This window comes from Staphylococcus gallinarum (assembly GCF_029774255.1).
Classification (GTDB): Bacteria; Bacillota; Bacilli; order Staphylococcales; family Staphylococcaceae; genus Staphylococcus; species Staphylococcus gallinarum.
This window is the reverse complement of sequence record NZ_CP069082.1, coordinates 975,271-994,398: the sequence shown is the minus strand read 5'-3', so window position 1 is coordinate 994,398 and position 19,128 is coordinate 975,271. Positions and strand designations below refer to the sequence as shown.

Below are 19,128 nucleotides of genomic sequence, written 5' to 3'. Positions count from 1 at the left end.
AAACTAAAAAGGAACAAGCACTAAACTACAACGTCACTTTTATTAGTGAAACGTTAAATTAGTGTTTGTTCCTTTTATTTATTGTTGTTGTTTTAATACTCGTGACATTTCTTCAATTTTACCGGCATGTAATGGAATGTGTATCGCATTTAATACAAGCAATTCATCTAATGTATTACAACCTGCAATTGTTTCAGTCAATTCCTGTTCTAATTGTTGATCCGTTAAATTTCTCGCTCTATCAGGTACAGTTTTTAAATAATTAAAAATTTCATCGATTGATGGTATTTCTTTATCTCCCCATTCTGTTGGAGAACTACCATATCCGAATAATTCATTATATTTAACCACATCTACTTCGTTTTGTTCACATAGAGATAAGCCAGATTCAAATATCGTTAATACATGTCCGTATTGCCAATGAATTGTATTTGGAAACAGCTCAAATTTGTCATCTAAAACTTGATCGTTATCCCATTTTTCATATCCAGACAATAGATAATTAATTCCAGTATCAATAACCTCATAAACTGTTTTCTTTGTCATAATTATTCTCCCTTTCGTAAACAAGTTGAAAATCATACAAAGCATTACACCTTTGTAGCGAAACTATTTTCAACTCTACCCTAATATTAAATGTTTATTCAGTGCACAATAAATACTAGAATATTTATAAAATATCAATAGCTAATAAGTAGCATATCAAATTCATACCTTATTAGAAATTAAATCAACTTATTAACACTAACATATGCTTTAATATTACGATGGAGTTAGACAAAGCATTAACCTTATTCAATAATTATTTCTGTAATATAGCTAATAATTGTAAAAAGGCAGGTGTACCTATATTGTCTTTACGATAAACAAAAGAAATGGGTACATCTTCAAAAATTTCATTTATTTCATAAAAATCAACATCAATATCAGGTCTGTTATGTAATACAGACAATGGTAACATTGCAATGCCTATGCCAGCTTTCACACAACCTAAAATACCATCTAAAGTATTTAAAGTCATGACACTTTGAATAGCTATATGATTATAGTCCAACCAATGTTCAAAGTAACTTCTATAAAAACAACCTTGTTCAAAGACAATAATTGATTGCGGTAGGTTAGTCTGTAACAAGTCCTCACTACCCTTTTGAGAAATAACAATCATTCTTTCTTCGTATAATGGGACTTGTATCAGTTCTTTTTCATTAACCTCTCCTGATAAAAATGCGCCGTCTAGATTTCTAGCTTTAATATACTCAATGAGCTGTTTAGATGAACCAGTAGTAACATTTAATTTAGTGTTATTATCTGTTCTGCGAAAGTCTTCCAATATTTCAGGTAACCTTGTCGCTGCAATCGTTTCAATTGAACCAATTTTTAATGTGGATTGTTTTACTTTAACAATATCTGCTTCTGCTTTTGCTACAAGAGAAAGTATGTCATTAATATAAGTTAAGAGTACCTGACCTTTTGCTGTAGGTGTAATTTCTCTCTTATCTCTATAAAGTAGTTGCGCATCATAATGTTTTTCTAAGCGCTTAATCTTAGCAGTTACATTTGACTGTACGTAGTTTAATTCAACTGCAGCTTTGGTAAAACTTTTCATATCACATACCGTTTTAAATGTTTTTAAATCCTCAATTTGCATTTTTCATATCACTCCAATTTAACGCATCACGCTATAACTCTTAGCACTACTGATCAAACCAACCAATAAAATAACCGTTGCAAATCCTAAAGCTAAGTTATAATTTCCCGATTCACCTATCAAAACACCTGATATACTAGGCGCAATCATTTGTCCTACACTATAGATTACGGTTAACGAGGCAACAAAGTTAGTCTTAGTATTAAAGCGATACATCATAGTTTGACCTTGAGATAAAAAGAGTGTAGTTAGACCTAAGAAAGTACCGCCAAATAATATAGAACTAATAATAATGCTAACTATATTATGAGAAAAGATTGGTAAACAAACACCAATTATCTGCAAAGTAAATGCTAAATATATTGCTTTCTCTCTAGTGATCTTATCAGCAATCATTGACCAAAGTACTGTTGAAGGAATTGCACCTAATCCAACAAACATCCAACTGAGCGAAGCATAGTCTGCAAATTGCGGTATAGATTTTACAATAACAACTAAAAATGTACCTGTTATAATATATCCTGCCCCCTCACAGAAATATGCAATATAGAAATATCTTTTAAATTTAGCATTAATAGATTGTGTTGCTAAATGGTTATGACCTTGTGCACTCTCCTTTTTCAAAGGTGTATTATCTTTCATTGTAAAAAAGACAAACATGGCTATAATCATTGAAAATATACCTAATGTAATCCATAACGCTTGCCACGATACATAACTCGTAGCGAAAAATATATAAATACTACTTACAAAGAGTCCCATACCAACAGCACTATACAATAGACCAGAAATACTTTCTTTATGTGCTTGTCTTAATGCATCTAACACAATATTAGAAGCCAATACAAACACTGTACCACTAGTAATACCGCCTATTAAACGTAAGACCAACCATACAACATAATGGTTCGATACTCCCATTAATACTGTACTAGCAATATTAATTAGTAAATATATTTTCAAATCGATCGCTTTTGATTTGAAAACAAACCAAATTGGTATAATAGCGCCAATCAGATAACCTAAATAATTGGAAGTTGCTAAATAACCTGAAGTTTGACTATTTAACGCTGTAGCTGATTGCATAATCGGTAATATTGGTGTAAATGCAAACCTACTGATTGCCATAACTATAAATAAGGCTATCATTCCTGATATCAATTGCTTGTACGTTCTATCTAACATGCTTTGCCCTCTTTTCGAATCAGAATTATACTTTATATTATACGGCGAAACTTCTATCAATAAAAATGATGATTTTTGATTAATTTAATCAATATTATTGATGATAATTCTTCCGATTTAAGTCAATTTCTCCTTATAATTCTATAAATTTATTTTTCCTCTTATACGCATTTATCGTGTAATCATGTTAGATGAATCATTTTCTAAATTGATGCCATAGACATTACAATTCATTCTACACGTTATTATGACGTAACTTAGAGTTAAAAATGATGTCCAAGTGACGTGTAGTTGTGCTTATGATAATATCGAAATATAATCAATAGTATTAAGCGATAGACAATCTTTCGTATAATAGGAGGTATGATGATGACTTCGAAATCGGAGACCAGCAAGGTAATTTTAGATTTGGCTATTACATTAGACGGATTTATCGAAGGAGAAAATGGTGAAGTTGATTGGTGCATCATGGATCCTGAGATGTCCTTTACAACGTTCCTAAATCAAATTGATACAATACTATATGGAAGAAAAAGTTATGATTTATGGGGACAATTCACGCCAACGAATGACGCAACTGAAGATGAAAAGGAAATGTGGAATATAATTCACAGCAAAGTAAAATATGTATTTTCTAAATCGCAAACCTATCCAGAGGAAAATGTTCACGTTATCAGCAAAGATATTTCCAAAACAGTGAATCGATTAAAACAAGAATCTACAAAAAACCTATGGTTATATGGTGGTTCAAGCCTAATCACTACATTTATTGAATTAAATTTGATTGACGAATATAGACTCTCAATACACCCTGTTATCTTGGGATCAGGAAAACCACTATTCGATGATTTAAAGCATAGATTAAATTTAACATTGATTGAAACAAACACCTTTACTTCCGGTGTCGTTCAACTCATTTATCGTACCCACTAGAATTATAGAAATCTTGATGATAATATTATGCCAAACGTTTACTAAAAGTAAAATTAACATCAAAGTAATAAAACTGCTAATAGAAAAAATTAATTAAAAAGTAATGATATCCATAACAATTTAATTAATGATAGCACTTTCTATTATGACTCATGCTTATAATCAATAAATTAACAACCTAACATCACCATAAACATATTAAATTGGTTCAACAATACCACTGTTATTCACTTTATAAAAACAATCTATGCTAAAAATTATTCTAGCAGGAGTGATTTTATGAAAAAAGACGATAAACTAAATGTTTATGAAATGATATTTACTGTTTTTGCTATCGTATTTCTAACCTTGGGAGCTTTAATCCTGTTTGATTATATACATATTAATAATCAATTTGGAAATTTATATTTTTTCGCCTTCTTTATAACTATGTTTATTGTATATATTAGAAGATCGAAAGTCATTGCGTTACTGTATTTAATAGCAGGTATTTTATATTTAATAAGTATAATAAATAATTAATGGCCATCTCTAAATTATAAATAGATGGTTACTTTGCTCTATTGCCAATTTAGTTATGTAAACGAAGACTAAGAGTCAGCGACTATAAATTATCTATTGAAATTTTTTATATTTCCGCTACTAATCCAACTATTTGTTAAATGCCTAAAATAGATATTAATAGTAGATAATCACTTTTAAACAATACAAATTACATTATATTTCATATAACAAAGACACCTCCCAAAAGTTTAGTAAACTCATGGAAAGCGTCTCAAAGAATAATTTTAATGCCCGACAAGTTCAGCTGAACCTATCGGGCATTTATTTGAACTTTTTAAGTCATTGTTATGTCTTCGAAAATCGAAAAACGTTGTAACAACGGCTTTTATAAGCCGTTTTACATCATTCCAGGCATGCCACCCATACCTGCTTGAGCATCATTGCCATTATTTTCTTCTGGAATATTAGCAACTACCGCTTCAGTAGTTAAGAACATTGCCGCAACACTTGCTGCGTGTTGTAATGAAGAACGTGAAACTTTTGTTGGATCAACGATACCTGCATCCAACATGTTAACCCATTCATTTGTAGCTGCATTAAATCCTACACTGACTTCTGCATTTTTCAATCTTTCAACAATAACTGATCCTTCTAAACCAGCATTTTCAGCAATTTGGCGTACAGGTGCTTCTAATGCTTTCAATACGATGTTAACGCCTGTAGCTACATCACCTTCAGCATCAATTTGCGCCACTTTATCATAGATATTCATGAATGCAGTTCCACCACCTGCAACAATACCTTCTTCAACGGCAGCTCTTGTTGAGTTTAATGCATCTTCAATACGTAATTTACGTTCTTTTAATTCAGTTTCACTAGCTGCACCAACTTTAATTACTGCTACACCACCTGCTAATTTAGCAAGACGCTCTTGTAATTTTTCTCTATCAAAGTCTGAATCTGTTTCTTCAATTTGAGCTTTGATTTGACTGACACGTGCATCGATATTGTTTTGGTCTCCATTACCATCTACAACAGTAGTATTATCTTTAGTAATTTCTGCTTTATTAGCAGTACCTAACATATCTATTGTCGCATCTTTCAGCTCTAACCCAAGGTCGTCTGTAATCACTTGTGCACCTGTTAAGATTGCTAAATCTTCTAACATTGCTTTACGACGGTCACCAAAGCCAGGTGCTTTGACTGCTACTGCAGTAAATGTACCGCGCATACGGTTTAAGACGATATTTGTTAATGCGTCGCCTTCAACGTCATCTGCAACTATTAAGATTGGTCTGCTTGCTTGAACTACTTGCTCAAGTAATGGCAAGATATCTTGGAATGATGAAATTTTCTTATCAGTGATTAAAATGTACGGTCTTTCAAGATCTGCAATCATTTTATCTGAATCAGTAACCATATATGGAGATTGATATCCTCTATCAAATTGCATACCTTCAACGACTTCTAATTCTGTATTGAAGCCACTTGATTCTTCAATAGTTATAACTCCGTCATTACCTACTTTTTCCATAGCTTCAGAAATATATTTACCAATTTCTTCGTCAGCTGCAGAAATTGAACCAACTTGTGCGATTTCATTTTTATTTTCTACTTTTTGAGAAATATCATGTAAAGCAGTTATTGCAACTTCAACAGCTTTATCAATTCCTTGACGTAAACCAACTGGGTTAGCACCACTTGTAACGTTTTTAAGTCCTTCTTGAATCATCGCTTGCGCTAGTACCGTTGCAGTTGTTGTACCATCACCAGCTATTTCATTGGTTTTGTTTGCTACTTCTTGTACTAATTTCGCCCCCATATTTTCGTATGGATCTTCTAGTTCAATTTCTTTAGCGATTGTTACACCATCATTAGTAATAAGTGGTGAAGTATATTCTTTATCTAAAACAACATTACGACCTTTTGGCCCAATTGTTACTTTGACTGCGTTGGCTAATTTATCTACACCTCGTAGCATTGCTTGACGTGCATCTTCTGAAAACTTCAAATCTTTCGCCATAATTTTCTTACCCCCGTGCTGTAATTTTTATTGTTAAAAAATATATATAAGGTCTTTATTCTTCAATAATTGCTAAAATGTCATCTTCATTAACGATTAAGTATGTTTCGTCTCCACGTTTAACTTCTGTACCAGCATATTGTTGGAAGACTACTTTATCGCCTTTATTAACTTCAGGAACAACTCGAGTACCATTTTCTAAAGTACGTCCTGCACCTACTTCTACAACAGTTCCTTCGTTAGATTTTTCTTTAGCGCTATCTGTTAATACGATTCCGCTTTTCGTTGTTTGTTCTTGTTCTGTTTTTTGTATAATCACTCGACTACCTAATGGCTTTAACATTGACTGTTCCTCCTCAAAATAGTAAATCGTTAGCACTTAATGTACTTGAGTGCTAATACACTTTCTATAATAATCAAATTTGGTCAATAATTCAAGTTAAAACTATTCATCGTAAATTTTGTACATGTCTGCTATTTACGATAGAATAAATACTATACTTATTATTGGAGGTTCACCATGTCTCGATTATGGGCGTCAATTTTGACATTATTAATTTATGGACTAGCACAATTAGGAGTAGTCATACTTCAATTGTTAGGCCTTTTTGACAATCTTTCTGGGAAAGAATTGCTTTTTGCTAGTATATATTCTCAAGTAGCTTGCTTTATTGTAGCTGCAATACTCATCATACTTATTAATCTTTTTATAAAAAATCCTTCCTACATTGAACGTCAAACCAAGGAAAAGAAAAGATATGTAATATTGTGGGCAGTTGTTGGTTTTGCTGTAGTAATGATATATCAAATTATTGCTGGTGCAATAAATATGTACGTATTTGGAGCACCAAATAAAAGCCCTAATACTGCAAGATTAATGAAAGTAGCACAAGAAATACCTTTATTTATAATCTTAATATCAACAGTAGGTCCCATTCTAGAAGAGTTTGTATTTAGAAAGGTTATATTCGGGGAAATATATAACTTAATCAAAGGAAATAAAGTAGTAAGCTTTCTTATAGCAGCAATCGTTAGTTCTATAATCTTTAGTGCTGCTCACGGCGACCCTTCATTCTTTATTATTTATTTTGGTATGGGATTTATCTTTTCTGCATTATATGCATATACAAAGCGCATTTGGGTTCCTATTTTAGTACATATTATGCAAAATAGTTTAGTTGTCATTATCCAAATTGTTATTGGACCTGAAAAAATTAAGCAACTACAAGAAACAACATCATTTATCATTCATTTCTTTTGTTGATATTGACTAATAAAAAAATAGAGCTAATCTATTGTGATTAGCTCTATTTTTTTAGCAATTATTTAAGACTTCACAATTTTCTTTTTAACATCCTATCTTAATGGTTCATTTTATTTACATAAGTAGCGAATAGTTTATTTTCTTCTATGAACAAAGTAACCAATCACCATTCCTAAGAATATAACTATCATTGCAGTTATTAATGCAAATAATGTTCTTTCAAATTTGATATCAATCGCTGAACTTTCATTCTTTTCTTTTGTATCTGTCAGCTCTTCTTCACTACTTGAATGATATTCATACTTACCTGAAGATGCTTTCGTTTTAGGATTTTTCAAATCAGGCATTGAACCAATATCCCCTGTAATTAATGCTAATACTTGTTTATCTAAATTTTTATAATACGTACTTGATTTTAGAGGATTAAAATATTCAAATTTAAAATAGTTTGTTCCTTTTTGCAATGAATTTAAATATGCATTATCTTCAAATCTCTGCTTTTTTAAAACTGCAGAGATTTCTTTATCAGTGACACTTGCGGCTTTGTTGTTTAATTCTCGAACCTGATTTAACACAAATGGATTATATTTAAACGATCCACTAGACATTTGTTTAAAACGATTCACAACTCTTGTATCACCATTATTACGGTTAATTTGTTGTTCCTTATTTGCTGACAATTCGCCATAGGTTACCCCATTATTTTCACCTGAACTATATTGTGGTGTAGCTGTATTCACTGGATGTTCAGAACCATGATTATCTTGGTTGTGATTTACTGTTGTAGTATCTGTGTTGACCGAATGGTGACTCGATTGATTTCCTGTATTACTACTAGATAACGTATTATCTGGTCGCGTATTCTGAGTCATATGGGTATCACCTGGAGTTATCGTCGATGCATCATCATGTGTTGGTTGTTCGGCTGATTGATGCCCTGAATTGTCTGGTTCATTCGAACTTGGCATCTGTCCTGAACTATCATCCTCTGATTTATCCGGTGATGTTGGTTGGTGCGGTTTATCCGTATTATTAGGTTTACTTGGTGGCTGCATATCACCTGTTTGAGAATCATCATCTCCAGTATTATCACCTGAATTATCAGGTTGCGTTGTACTATTAGAATCATCTGATCCTGTACCATCTGTTTGATCTGAATTGCCTGTTGAATCATCACCATTTGAGTCATTTGAATTATCAGGAGCATTTGGTTTTGAATCGTCCGAAGTATCTCCAGTATGACTAGGTGGTGGTTTCACATCACTATTCGGTTGATTTGTGTCATCTGGATTTTCTGATGAATTGTCTCCATCTGCTTGAGAATTATCATCTGGATTATCAGGGTTCGCATTATCATCTGGATTATCAGGTTGCGTCGTACTATTAGAATCATCTGATCCTGTACCATCCGTTTGCCCTGAATTGTCTGTTGAATCACCAGTTGATGAGCCATCTGATCCTGTACCATCTGTTTGATTTGAATTGCCTGTTGAATCATCACCATTTGAGTCATTTGAATTATCTGTAGTATTTGGTTTTGAATCGTCTGATGCATCTCCTGAATTCGTTGTACTGTCTGAGCCATCCTGTGGCGTTGAATTATTTGAACCTGATGTATCGTTATTCGTCCCATCTGTCTGGCTTGGATTAGTGTTATCAGTTGGGACATTAGAGTTTGATTGATCATCAGAATTTGGTATTGAATTATCAATACGATCTGTATCGGTTGGATTTTCAGTACTCGGCTCATTGTTATTATCTGACTGACTTGGCTCACCATTATTATTAGGTTCCCCACTATCTGAATCATCCGTACTATAATCTGGCAAAGTCTCTCCTGTACCATCATCTGAATTTGAATCATTTGTCTCAGAATCATTTGATTGTTCTGTCGTATTATCTTCTTGCGGTATCGAATCTGTTTGATTCGAATTAATATCTTGCGTTAATAGCGTATCTTGCGATTTACTATCATCAGCTGTCGTGTTAGTATTCGTTGGTTGTTCTGTCACATCTTGATAAGTTGTTGTGGCCTTATCACTGTTCAAGGTGTTTTGACTATTATTATCACTCGTGTTTGTAACGTCTGCATTATTATTTGTTTCCGGATATTTAACATTTCTCATTAAACTATCTCGTTGATTTGTATCTCTATTTTCTATATTATCTACACTTTTGTATTGTGAATCATTATTTTGTTGTATTGCACCATATGTCGGCTTTGTAACTAACACAGTACTAAGTGCAAATACAAAGCTTGAAACGACCATTTTTTGTGAAAAAGGATGCTTCATTAATTCGCCTCCCTAAAATTTCTCATATCAATTTCAGTATATTAGAATTCATCTATTATTTCATTAAAAGTTAGTTATTGAAAGATAATATTAATATCTTTGAAATTTTATGTAAAAACCTATTTACAAACTAAGATATAATTATTATACTTAATATATAATTTAAATCGGATAAGGAGTTTTAGCCATGGGTTTATTTAATAAAAACACAAAAACATTAGATAGTTTTCAAAATGCAGTCGAAACACGACGCACAATTTATAGTTTAGAAAAAGAAATTTCAATTTCAGATAAAGAAGTAGAATCAATCATTGAACATGCAATCAAACATGTTCCATCTTCATTTAACTCACAATCTACTCGTATTGTCTTATTATTAAATGATAAACATGATGCGTTTTGGGATATTACAAAAAATGAATTGAAAAAAGTTATGGGTGACGACAGAGACTTCCAACCTACATCAGATAAAATTGATAACTTTAAACATGCATACGGTACAATTCTTTACTTTGAAGACACAGAAGTTGTTGAGGGATTACAACAGCAAATGCCAAGTTATGCTGAAAACTTCGCAATTTGGTCTAATCAAACTAATGCAATGCATCAATTTGCAGTATGGACTGCTTTAAGCACTGAAGGTATAGGCGCGTCATTACAACACTATAACCCATTAGTAGACGAAGCTACACAAGAAGCTTTTGATATTCCTAAAACATGGAAATTAATTGCTCAAATGCCATTTGGTAACATTCGTGAAGCTGCTGGAGAAAAAGAATTCCAAGATGTTAACGCTCGTTTCTTAGTAAGAAAATAACTCTAAATTAATATAGAAGTTAATCAATAGTATATAGTAATAAAAAGTAAGTATTTTGATTGAATCATAATACTTACTTTTTTGGATGAAATTATTTTTACTATATGTATATTAGATTAACTTCTTTTTTATTGGTTATATTCGAATAATTTTGAATTATCTATATTTATTTAGTATATTAACTCTAACAACAAATTAAGGGGCGATTTAAATGAATATAGAGATCTTTCAATTTAAAGTAGAACCTGCAAACGTAACTTTAAATGAAGAAACTATCTTAAATTGGTTTGAAAAATATGTTTCCAATGACACTGACCTGGTTGTTTTACCAGAAATGTGGAACAACGGCTATGCTCTTCCCCAATTACATCAACTCGCTGATAAAAATTTAACACGCAGTTATGCTTTTATTAGTAAATTAGCTAAACAATTTCAAGTAGATATTGTAGCTGGTTCAGTGTCAAATTCTAAAAATGATCATATTTATAATAGTGCATTTACAGTGACAAAAGATGGTACTTTAGTAAATAGTTATGACAAAGTGCATCTAGTCCCTATGCTAGACGAACCTAGATTTATGACGCCTGGCACAACTGTACCAGAGAAATTCAAACTTTCTAATGGTATCGAAGCTACACAAATCATCTGTTATGATTTGCGCTTCCCTGAATTATTGAGATATCCAGCAAAAAATGGCGCACAAATTGCATTTTATGTGGCACAATGGCCTGAAGTAAGAGCGAATCATTGGTTAGCATTATTACAGGCTCGCGCTATTGAAAATAATATCTTTATTGTTGCATGTAATGGCTGTGGAGATGACGGCAATACATTATATGCTGGAAAGTCAGCAGTGATTAATCCAAACGGTGAAATTGTAGAACAGCTCAAAGAAAAAGAAGGACATATAACATGCGAGATAGATTTAAACGAAGTTGAACAGCAAAGAGCTGCCATACCTGTATTTGATAATTTAAGAACTGATTTATATAAACACTAAAAAACATAAAAAACCGTGAGCTTGGGAGGGGCTCACGGTTTTTGTAACTTATTATTAAGGGAATGTTTTTACAGTTAATTCTCTATCTATTTTTTGGGGATGTTATTAATTATGAAAAAATTTTTAGTGAATTTACCGTTAATTAATGATAAATTGAATGATGTTTACGATAGCTTACATGTTAACATTCCAAACATCTCTGTTATAGATGTTTGAATATTGATTTCAGACTGGGAAAGGTCTGTCCTCAATGCGTAATACCCTTTGCTTAAAGACTGGGAAAATCCTTATCACAAAAGTATTAATGGCACTCATCTGAGACTGGGAATTGATCTCATGTTTGAGTGATTAATTGATACTTGATTTAAAGACTGGGAATGATCTTAAATCAATGTAATAGCTCGTACTTAATTCGTGACTGGGAAAGGTCAATGATATTAAGTACTTTAAAATACTCATTTTGAGACTGGGAATGGTCTATTAAGTATGAGTAATAAATGATACGCATTCGAGATTGGGAAAGATCTACGAATGTGTAACTGTTGATTTGCGACTGGGAATAATCATCAAATCAAAAAAAACTGATAAAACAATATTCTGACATATAGAATTGGGAATATTCTATAACATCAAAATAACTTTGCTTATTCTATTGAATAAAACAAAATTGTGCTATTTTACAAAGTCACTAACTAATGCTGAAAAGTAATTTGTCACTACATCAGCCTCCTTTGTTTGTATTCAAAGAATTGAAAAACGACCACTATTACCAGTATTTCACTCAACTATACAAAAGTGAACTTACCTTTAATAGTTAATTAATTGAACCCCTGCTCTTAAGTTCAATCAATCATAATCATTACAAACAAAATGATTAATGATTTGTAAAATGTTTATCACTTCTTTGTGATACATGACCATTTAACCATGAATTAAAAGTGACTTGGTCATTTTTTCTTAACTTGTCAAAATTTATTCCAAACTGCAAAAATATATATGTTAAAATTAAACAGATAGGTAAATGAAACAGTTAGGAACTCAAAAAGTACAGTTGAGCAATAAGACGCTCAAAACTTAATTAAATTTGTATAATACAAGCAAGGAGAGAAGCGTAATGTCTAAGCTTATTGATAATAAAATCGAACAATTTTCACGTTATTTGCAACAACGCAATAATTTAGAACATATTGAGTTTTTAAAAATCCGTTTGGGTATGCAAGCAGTTGCAATTAATTTCTTTAAAGCATTAGTTACTTATGGCGTTTCTATCCTCTGTCATCTTTTTTTATACACTTTAACTGTACATTTATCTTATTTTTTCATTAGGCTTTTTGCACATGGTGCACATGCGAAATCATCATTTCTGTGTCACGTGCAAAATTTATTGCTTTTTGTTTTATTACCTTGGTTAATTGGGTATATGCAAGTGTCTCCATTAATAATGTATATACTAGCAATAATGGGATTTATTATTCTTGTTATTTATGCACCTGCAGAAACCAAGAAGCAACCTATACCTGAAAGACTTCGCAAAGGTAAAAAAATAAAAACAATTGTAGTAACTTTATTATTATTAGTAATTTCAGTATTTTTCTCTGAACCTTACCAACAATTAATACTTTTGGGTATTGTATTAATTTCAGTGGTTCAACTACCAATATTTTTTCCTAAGGAGGATGTTTTATAATGAATATTTTAGATTCTTTATTAAATTTAGCTACTAAATTATTTTCAACACTAGGCGCTACAGTTGGGGCTTTACCATGTGGTGGTTTCTTTGATGAGCCAGAAGTACCAGCAGAAATAACAGAATTACACAAATAATTGGTCAGTAGAAAGTGTGTAAAGAATGACAATATTAAGTTCACTTACATTAACAATATTTCAAGCTGTTATTTTGTTTATAATTATTAAAATCATAAACAATACAGCTTACAAATTACGGGATTATATTACCATGATTGGGATTATAATCCCTTCAACTGTTGTATTTTATTTCTTCCAATCTAGGGCGATGATTTTTTTATTAATTTGTACAGCCATATTTATGTACTTTAGAAATAGAATTATTGGACTAGTTTCAGTCTTAATAAGTTTCTTTATACTATACATAGCTAACTTTATAACTACATGGTTAGCTACTATTTCATATAACCTTATTGAAAGTGATTTGTTATTTAATCTACTGTATATATTATTTTTTGCATTCACAACTCTAGGGTTTTCTTTTATTTCAAGATATTTTGTAAAGAAATTATTATCATCGGACTTATCATTTAATAAAATTTATTTGACTATTGTAGCGTTATTTTTATCTACTTGCTTGTTGATTGTTTATTTTTATTTACCTAAAGAAATAATGTCCTTTGCAGATATAAAGTTTCTAACAGTAATGTATGCTGTATTCATCATTACGCTAGCTATTCTAATTATCACAATTTCATTTAGTATTGTAAGGCAGATTCAGTATAAACGTAATATGCAAGAAATTGAAAATTATTACAAATATACACTGCAAATTGAAAACATTAATAATGAAATGCGTAAGTTTAGACATGATTATGTAAATATTTTGTCCACCATGTCAGAATTTATTAGAGAAAATGATATGGACGGTTTAAAAAAATACTTCAATGAAGAAATTTTACCAATGCAAGATAGTATGCAAATGAATGCCATTAAGATCAATGGTATTGAAAATTTAAAAGTACGAGAGATAAAAGGTTTGTTAACAACTAAAATATTACAAGCTCAAGAGAAAAATATTCGTATCAGTATTGAAGTTCCAGAACCAATTGACAAAATTGACATGCCTATCGTTAATTTAAGTCGAGCCATCGGCATAATTTTAGATAATGCAATTGAAGCATCAGAAAAAATTGAAGATGATCCCTTGATTCGCATTGCCTTTATCAAAAATAATGATGATTCTGTTATGTTTATTGTTATGAATAAATGTGAGCCTGATATGCCTAGAGTACACACCCTCTTTAAAGAAAACTTTTCTACAAAAGGGAAAAATCGTGGATTAGGTCTTTCTACCTTAAAGGAATTGACAGATACAACTTCTAATGTTTTATTAGATACAACAATTGATAATAATTACTTTATTCAAAAAGTGGAAATTTTAAATTCTAATTCATAAGGACGTGGAAACATGAAGATATTCATTTGTGAAGATGACCCAAGACAACGCGAGAATATGATTTCAATTATAAACAATTACATTATGATTGAAGAAAAACCTATGGAAATTGAAGTTGCTACAGATGATCCTTATGAAATTTTAGAACGTTCTAAAGATTTAAATGACATTGGTTGTTATTTTTTAGATATTCAACTTGAAGCGGATATTAATGGAATAAAGTTAGCAAGTGAGATTCGAAAGCATGACCCAGTGGGAAATATTATTTTTGTGACAAGTCATAGTGAGTTAACTTATTTAACTTTTGTTTATAAAGTTGCTGCAATGGATTTTATCTTTAAAGATGATCCTGATGAACTCAAATCAAGAATAATAGACTGTTTAGAAACTTCAGAATCTAGATTAAAATTATTATCTAAAGAAAGTAATGTCGAAACAATTGAGTTAAAGCGTGGTAGTAATTCGGTTTATGTGCAATATGATGATGTCATGTTTTTCGAGTCTTCATCAAAATCACATCGGTTGATAGCACATTTGGATAATCGTCAAATTGAATTTTATGGCAACTTAAAGGAAATTGATCAATTAGATGAAAGATTTTTCCGTTGTCATAATAGCTTTGTCGTAAATCGACACAACATAGAATCAATAGACTCTAAATCTCGTATCGTATATTTTAAAAATAGTGAACATTGTTATGCATCAGTAAGGAACGTTAAAAAAATATAATTCATAAATAGTAAACGCCATATAAAGTATCCTTTCATAGTGAAAGCTTTATATGGCGTTTTATTTTGTTATTTATTTAATGCTGCATTTACTTCTTCTAAATTTGGCAAACTATCAATTGCTCCGTATTTCGTAGTAACCATAGCTGCTACATAGTTACTGAAATTTAGAATTGCTTGCCCTTCCTCTTTTAATTGAATTACTGCATTTGTACTGTCTGATGTTAACAATCTGCTGATTAATGCACCGATAAATGCATCACCAGCACCAGTTGTATCGATGGCTTTTACTTTAATGCCTTGTTGTTCTATAATAGTCCCATCTTTAAAGTATAACACTGCTCCGTCTGGACCTTTCGTATAAATAACAACTTCAACATCGCCTTGAAATAACCATTGAATGGCTTGTTTTTCATTTTCCTCGCCTGTCACAAATGTTAATTCTTCATCCGAAATTTTAATAATGTTAGCTAGTGATAGAAATTCATGAATTGCGTTTTTGCAATCCGCTTCACTATCCCATAATGGTAATCTAACATTTGGATCAAAGACAATTGTGCCGCCTGCTGATTTAACCTTATCAATCAATGCTTTATGTGCTTTTTTCATAGGGCTTTCTACTAGATCAACTGAACAAAAGTGTAGTATATCCTTATTAGTTACTTCAATATTTGTGACATCTTCCTCAGAAAACAACATATCTGCAGATGGTTTTCGATAAAATGAAAAATCACGTTCACCATCTTTAGTTAAGCTTACAAATGCTAGAGCAGTGTTTGCCTCATGTGTTCGCTTTAAATAACTTGTCTGAACACCGATTGTTTCAATCGTTTCGACTATTAAATCACCAAATGCATCATCACCTAATTGCGTAATCATTTCAGCATTACCACCTAACTTAGTCGCTGTACAAGCAACGTTACATGGCGCACCACCTACTTGGCGAGAAAATCCTTCTACATCCTTTAATTTAGAATCTGTTGTATTAGGTATAAAATCTATAAGTGCTTCTCCAATTGCTAGTAAACGTTTCATAACTTATTTATCATCCTTCAAATCATATTTAGTAAATCTTAAGTATGCTTGTCCTGATTCTGTTGATGTTTTAATACCTGTTGCATTTTCATCAGTAAAAATCCTAGATGTTAATACACTTTCTCCATTATTACAAAATATTTCAATGCTTGATGTATCAACATATATTCTTAATTGTGTTAAATCTTGACTTAGTGTTGTTGTACGTGTAGTTCCCTCAACTGGATCGGGTAACAAACCACTTTCACTACGATCTAAAGTTAACGTTCTAGATTTGGTGTCGTAAGTTATAAGTGTTGAATGTTGCTTTGAAGTTCTTAATTCGAAATAAATAGCAGTTGCATCATTTTCTAAAATATCAATTATTAATTCATATTGTGTACCTTCATAAGGATGAAGCTGTCTTGGGAATTTATTAGCATAGCCAAGTGCTGTCTCTTCATTAGTTCTTAATGATTCTAATGCAGGAATAGGTCTTTGTTTGAGCTTACCTTCCTCTATCGTTAATACACGAGGAATAGTTAAGCAATGTGCCCAGCCATCTTCGTCCGATGGATAATTTGTATCAGGTAATCCCATCCAACCAATTAAGATGCGTCTACCTTGTTCATCTATAAATGTTTGTGGTGCATAAAAGTCAAACCCATGATCTAATTCGTGAAAATCTCCATGATTCATAGTTAAATTATCAATATCATATTGCCCCATAATATAACCAGACTGATATATGTTTTTAAAATGCTCGCCTTTTGATGCCAATCCTTGTGGACAAAACATTAAGATATCATAGCCATTTAAATTAAAGTAATCAGGACATTCCCACATGTAGCCAAATTCATCTAATTTTGTTTCAATCTCACCTTGGAATTCCCAATTCACAATATCATTAGAGCGATATTGTAATACTCTACCTTGTTCTAAATCATTTTGTGCTGCAATGATGGCATAATAGCCCCCATCCTTTGTAAATACCTTCGGATCTCTAAAATGCTGAGTATAACCAGCTGGAGGTTCAGCAATAACAGCTTTAGGGAATTTCTCAACCTTACCATCTGCATCAACTTTTGCTATATGTTGACTTGATGAACGAGCCCAATCTTTATCACGATGATTTGCAGTATACATATAATATAAATGTTGATTATATTCAAAGGCACTTCCGCTATAGACTCCATGACTATCATCTTTTGTATCGGGTTTTAATGTAGGACCAATTGGTTCAAAGTGTACCAAATCATCGCTAGTATATGTATACCAATATTTCAATCCATGTACGGGTCCTAAAGGAAACCATTGGTGAGAAACATAATACTTACCATCAAAATAAATTAAACCATTAGGATCATTTAGTAATCCCGTTGTAGGTTGTATATGATATCTTTGTCTATATTTTGATGCATCTACTTGTTCCATCAATGCATCTATTGTTTGTTGATCTACATCTTCAATTCTTTGATAACGCTGTTCTCTTGTCCACTCCGTCATTTTTTATCCTCCTAAATAATTTTGGTACCGGTTCCACAATATACTTTTACATCATATCATGTTTCTACTAAGATTTAAATGATAGGCTGACATCAATAGTTAACCTTTGTTCAATTGGTTGTTGTTTAATCATATGATTTAATTGTGTCATTGCTACTTCCCCCGCTTGTTCAAAGTGATATATAACTGTACTAATCGATGGTGACACAATTTCTGTGACAGGATCTCCACCAAAGCCAACAATTCGTTGATTTTTCACTTGTTGATCATGTTCTGAAATATATTTATGCACAGCTAAGGCTATTGAGTCTGTAGCGCCAACAACTGCATCATAATGTGGATGTGCATCTAATTCAGAAATAACATCTTCCATCGCTTCTTGATAATTAAATGAAGTTAATGAAATATTTGGCTCTAGACCATACGCTTTCAATCCTGCAATAAGCCCTGATTTTCTATCAATACCAACTGCAATATCGCTTTCGGTTACACCGAAAAATTTAATATTTTTATAATTTTGCTGACCTAATTTTTTACCAACAATATAACCAGCGTGATAATCGTTATGTATGACACAATGTAAAGTTTCATGCTCTTGTCCAACAATAATTACAGGGACTTGAATCTTGTTAATAATAGCTAAATGACGATCTGTAATTTCAGTAGCCATTAACACAATGCCATCAACCTTACTACGGTAAAATGTTTCTAAAGCTTCTAGTTCCTTTTCTGAATTTAAGTTAGTGTAATTTAACAATAAACTATAATTTAATTCGTCACATATTGTTTTAATTCCCTTGACTGTTTCATCCACAGCATAAGAATTCATTCTCGGAATAATTGCGCCTATCATATTTGTTCTATGGGCACGTAAACTTTGAGCAAATTGATTAGGTTGATAATCATTTTCTTGAATAATCTTATCTAGTTTTTGTTTTGTCTTTAGACTAACTGATCCATTGTTTAGATACCTAGAAACAGTACTCTTGGATACGCCTGCAATTTTTGCAATATCAGCAATATTTTTCATATACTCTCACTCTCATTATTTAGCTATTGTAAACATT

Annotated in this window: 18 protein-coding genes; 9 read left to right on the top strand and 9 right to left on the bottom strand. The window is 31.7% G+C overall.

What is annotated here, in order from left to right; all coding sequences use genetic code 11:
- Positions 1-78: 78 nt before the first annotated feature.
- The 3 genes from JN168_RS04490 to JN168_RS04480 all read right to left on the bottom strand — a co-directional run bounded on the left by JN168_RS04490 (position 79) and on the right by JN168_RS04480 (position 2,833).
- Positions 79-546 carry a DinB family protein gene (locus JN168_RS04490; protein WP_042739391.1) on the bottom strand — a complete coding sequence of 156 codons (468 nt, stop codon included), beginning with the start codon at positions 544-546 and terminating at the stop codon, positions 79-81.
- Positions 547-802: 256 nt separating this feature from the next.
- Entirely contained in the window at positions 803-1,648 is an 846-nt protein-coding gene (locus tag JN168_RS04485) for a LysR family transcriptional regulator (RefSeq protein ID WP_279526203.1), read from the bottom strand.
- Positions 1,649-1,666: 18 nt separating this feature from the next.
- Positions 1,667-2,833: a YbfB/YjiJ family MFS transporter gene (locus JN168_RS04480; RefSeq protein ID WP_279526202.1), complete on the bottom strand. Its 1,167-nt coding sequence runs from the start codon at positions 2,831-2,833 to the stop codon at positions 1,667-1,669.
- Between the two features lie 369 nt (positions 2,834-3,202).
- Here JN168_RS04480 and JN168_RS04475 point away from each other — a divergent pair, with 369 nt between their 5' ends.
- Together JN168_RS04475 and JN168_RS04470 are read left to right on the top strand one after the other, a co-directional pair.
- Complete coding sequence (locus JN168_RS04475) at positions 3,203-3,766, top strand: dihydrofolate reductase family protein (protein ID WP_229366866.1); 564 nt, start codon at positions 3,203-3,205, stop codon at positions 3,764-3,766.
- 279 nt (positions 3,767-4,045) lie between these two features.
- A complete protein-coding gene (locus JN168_RS04470; protein WP_229366865.1) occupies positions 4,046-4,288 on the top strand; it encodes a hypothetical protein in 243 nt (80 codons plus the stop codon).
- 379 nt (positions 4,289-4,667) lie between these two features.
- Here the strand turns inward: JN168_RS04470 and groL are convergent, their stop codons facing one another.
- Positions 4,668-6,293: a chaperonin GroEL gene (gene groL, locus JN168_RS04465; protein WP_042739396.1), complete on the bottom strand. Its 1,626-nt coding sequence runs from the start codon at positions 6,291-6,293 to the stop codon at positions 4,668-4,670.
- Between the two features lie 55 nt (positions 6,294-6,348).
- Positions 6,349-6,636 (bottom strand): co-chaperone GroES, encoded by a 288-nt coding sequence (groES, locus tag JN168_RS04460; RefSeq protein ID WP_042739397.1) that lies wholly within the window; start codon positions 6,634-6,636, stop codon positions 6,349-6,351.
- 177 nt (positions 6,637-6,813) lie between these two features.
- Here groES and mroQ point away from each other — a divergent pair, with 177 nt between their 5' ends.
- On the top strand, positions 6,814-7,557 hold the full coding sequence (mroQ, locus tag JN168_RS04455; RefSeq protein WP_229366864.1) for an intramembrane glutamic endopeptidase MroQ: 744 nt from the start codon (positions 6,814-6,816) through the stop codon (positions 7,555-7,557).
- A 134-nt stretch (positions 7,558-7,691) separates the two neighbouring features.
- Here mroQ and JN168_RS04450 read toward each other — a convergent pair whose 3' ends face one another.
- Positions 7,692-9,851 carry an SdrH family protein gene (locus JN168_RS04450; RefSeq protein WP_232139534.1) on the bottom strand — a complete coding sequence of 720 codons (2,160 nt, stop codon included), beginning with the start codon at positions 9,849-9,851 and terminating at the stop codon, positions 7,692-7,694.
- A gap of 187 nt (positions 9,852-10,038) precedes the next feature.
- Between JN168_RS04450 and JN168_RS04445 the strand changes: the two genes are divergently transcribed.
- From JN168_RS04445 to agrA, 6 genes are all read left to right on the top strand, one after another.
- Complete coding sequence (locus tag JN168_RS04445; RefSeq protein ID WP_042739399.1) at positions 10,039-10,668, top strand: nitroreductase family protein; 630 nt, start codon at positions 10,039-10,041, stop codon at positions 10,666-10,668.
- Between the two features lie 211 nt (positions 10,669-10,879).
- Positions 10,880-11,668 (top strand): carbon-nitrogen family hydrolase, encoded by a 789-nt coding sequence (locus tag JN168_RS04440; RefSeq protein ID WP_107513041.1) that lies wholly within the window; start codon positions 10,880-10,882, stop codon positions 11,666-11,668.
- 1,114 nt (positions 11,669-12,782) lie between these two features.
- Complete coding sequence (locus tag JN168_RS04435) at positions 12,783-13,355, top strand: accessory gene regulator AgrB (protein ID WP_107512824.1); 573 nt, start codon at positions 12,783-12,785, stop codon at positions 13,353-13,355.
- Positions 13,355-13,492 (top strand): cyclic lactone autoinducer peptide AgrD, encoded by a 138-nt coding sequence (gene agrD, locus JN168_RS04430; protein WP_107512825.1) that lies wholly within the window; start codon positions 13,355-13,357, stop codon positions 13,490-13,492. Before JN168_RS04435 ends, agrD begins: the two co-directional genes overlap by 1 nt.
- Positions 13,493-13,517: 25 nt before the next feature.
- Positions 13,518-14,813, top strand: a complete 1,296-nt coding sequence (gene agrC / locus JN168_RS04425) for a quorum-sensing sensor histidine kinase AgrC (RefSeq protein ID WP_229366862.1) — start codon at positions 13,518-13,520, stop codon at positions 14,811-14,813.
- 12 nt (positions 14,814-14,825) lie between these two features.
- Entirely contained in the window at positions 14,826-15,542 is a 717-nt protein-coding gene (gene agrA, locus JN168_RS04420; RefSeq protein WP_107512827.1) for a quorum-sensing response regulator AgrA, read from the top strand.
- Positions 15,543-15,610: 68 nt separating this feature from the next.
- On the opposite strand, the gene JN168_RS04415 is transcribed toward agrA, so the two are convergent.
- The 3 genes from JN168_RS04415 to JN168_RS04405 form a co-directional block, all read right to left on the bottom strand.
- Positions 15,611-16,576, bottom strand: coding sequence for a carbohydrate kinase family protein (locus JN168_RS04415; RefSeq protein WP_042739404.1), 966 nt, complete (start codon positions 16,574-16,576; stop codon positions 15,611-15,613).
- Between the two features lie 3 nt (positions 16,577-16,579).
- Positions 16,580-18,061: a sucrose-6-phosphate hydrolase gene (locus JN168_RS04410; RefSeq protein WP_229366861.1), complete on the bottom strand. Its 1,482-nt coding sequence runs from the start codon at positions 18,059-18,061 to the stop codon at positions 16,580-16,582.
- A gap of 67 nt (positions 18,062-18,128) precedes the next feature.
- Positions 18,129-19,091, bottom strand: a complete 963-nt coding sequence (locus JN168_RS04405) for a LacI family DNA-binding transcriptional regulator (RefSeq protein ID WP_229366860.1) — start codon at positions 19,089-19,091, stop codon at positions 18,129-18,131.
- Positions 19,092-19,128 lie beyond the last annotated feature (37 nt).

Bases quoted from the DNA above. Each gene is read 5' to 3' on its own strand.
- JN168_RS04405 (WP_229366860.1), bottom strand. From the start codon at position 19,091: ATGAAAAATATTGCTGATATTGCAAAAATTGCAGGCGTATCCAAGAGT.
- agrA (WP_107512827.1), top strand. From the start codon at position 14,826: ATGAAGATATTCATTTGTGAAGATGACCCAAGACAACGCGAGAATATG.
- agrD (WP_107512825.1), top strand. From the start codon at position 13,355: ATGAATATTTTAGATTCTTTATTAAATTTAGCTACTAAATTATTTTCA.
- JN168_RS04480 (WP_279526202.1), bottom strand. From the start codon at position 2,833: ATGTTAGATAGAACGTACAAGCAATTGATATCAGGAATGATAGCCTTA.
- JN168_RS04490 (WP_042739391.1), bottom strand. From the start codon at position 546: ATGACAAAGAAAACAGTTTATGAGGTTATTGATACTGGAATTAATTAT.
- JN168_RS04470 (WP_229366865.1), top strand. From the start codon at position 4,046: ATGAAAAAAGACGATAAACTAAATGTTTATGAAATGATATTTACTGTT.
- JN168_RS04485 (WP_279526203.1), bottom strand. From the start codon at position 1,648: ATGCAAATTGAGGATTTAAAAACATTTAAAACGGTATGTGATATGAAA.
- groL (WP_042739396.1), bottom strand. From the start codon at position 6,293: ATGGCGAAAGATTTGAAGTTTTCAGAAGATGCACGTCAAGCAATGCTA.
- JN168_RS04445 (WP_042739399.1), top strand. From the start codon at position 10,039: ATGGGTTTATTTAATAAAAACACAAAAACATTAGATAGTTTTCAAAAT.
- JN168_RS04440 (WP_107513041.1), top strand. From the start codon at position 10,880: ATGAATATAGAGATCTTTCAATTTAAAGTAGAACCTGCAAACGTAACT.
- JN168_RS04415 (WP_042739404.1), bottom strand. From the start codon at position 16,576: ATGAAACGTTTACTAGCAATTGGAGAAGCACTTATAGATTTTATACCT.
- mroQ (WP_229366864.1), top strand. From the start codon at position 6,814: ATGTCTCGATTATGGGCGTCAATTTTGACATTATTAATTTATGGACTA.
- groES (WP_042739397.1), bottom strand. From the start codon at position 6,636: ATGTTAAAGCCATTAGGTAGTCGAGTGATTATACAAAAAACAGAACAA.
- JN168_RS04435 (WP_107512824.1), top strand. From the start codon at position 12,783: ATGTCTAAGCTTATTGATAATAAAATCGAACAATTTTCACGTTATTTG.
- JN168_RS04450 (WP_232139534.1), bottom strand. From the start codon at position 9,851: ATGAAGCATCCTTTTTCACAAAAAATGGTCGTTTCAAGCTTTGTATTT.
- JN168_RS04475 (WP_229366866.1), top strand. From the start codon at position 3,203: ATGACTTCGAAATCGGAGACCAGCAAGGTAATTTTAGATTTGGCTATT.
- JN168_RS04410 (WP_229366861.1), bottom strand. From the start codon at position 18,061: ATGACGGAGTGGACAAGAGAACAGCGTTATCAAAGAATTGAAGATGTA.
- agrC (WP_229366862.1), top strand. From the start codon at position 13,518: ATGACAATATTAAGTTCACTTACATTAACAATATTTCAAGCTGTTATT.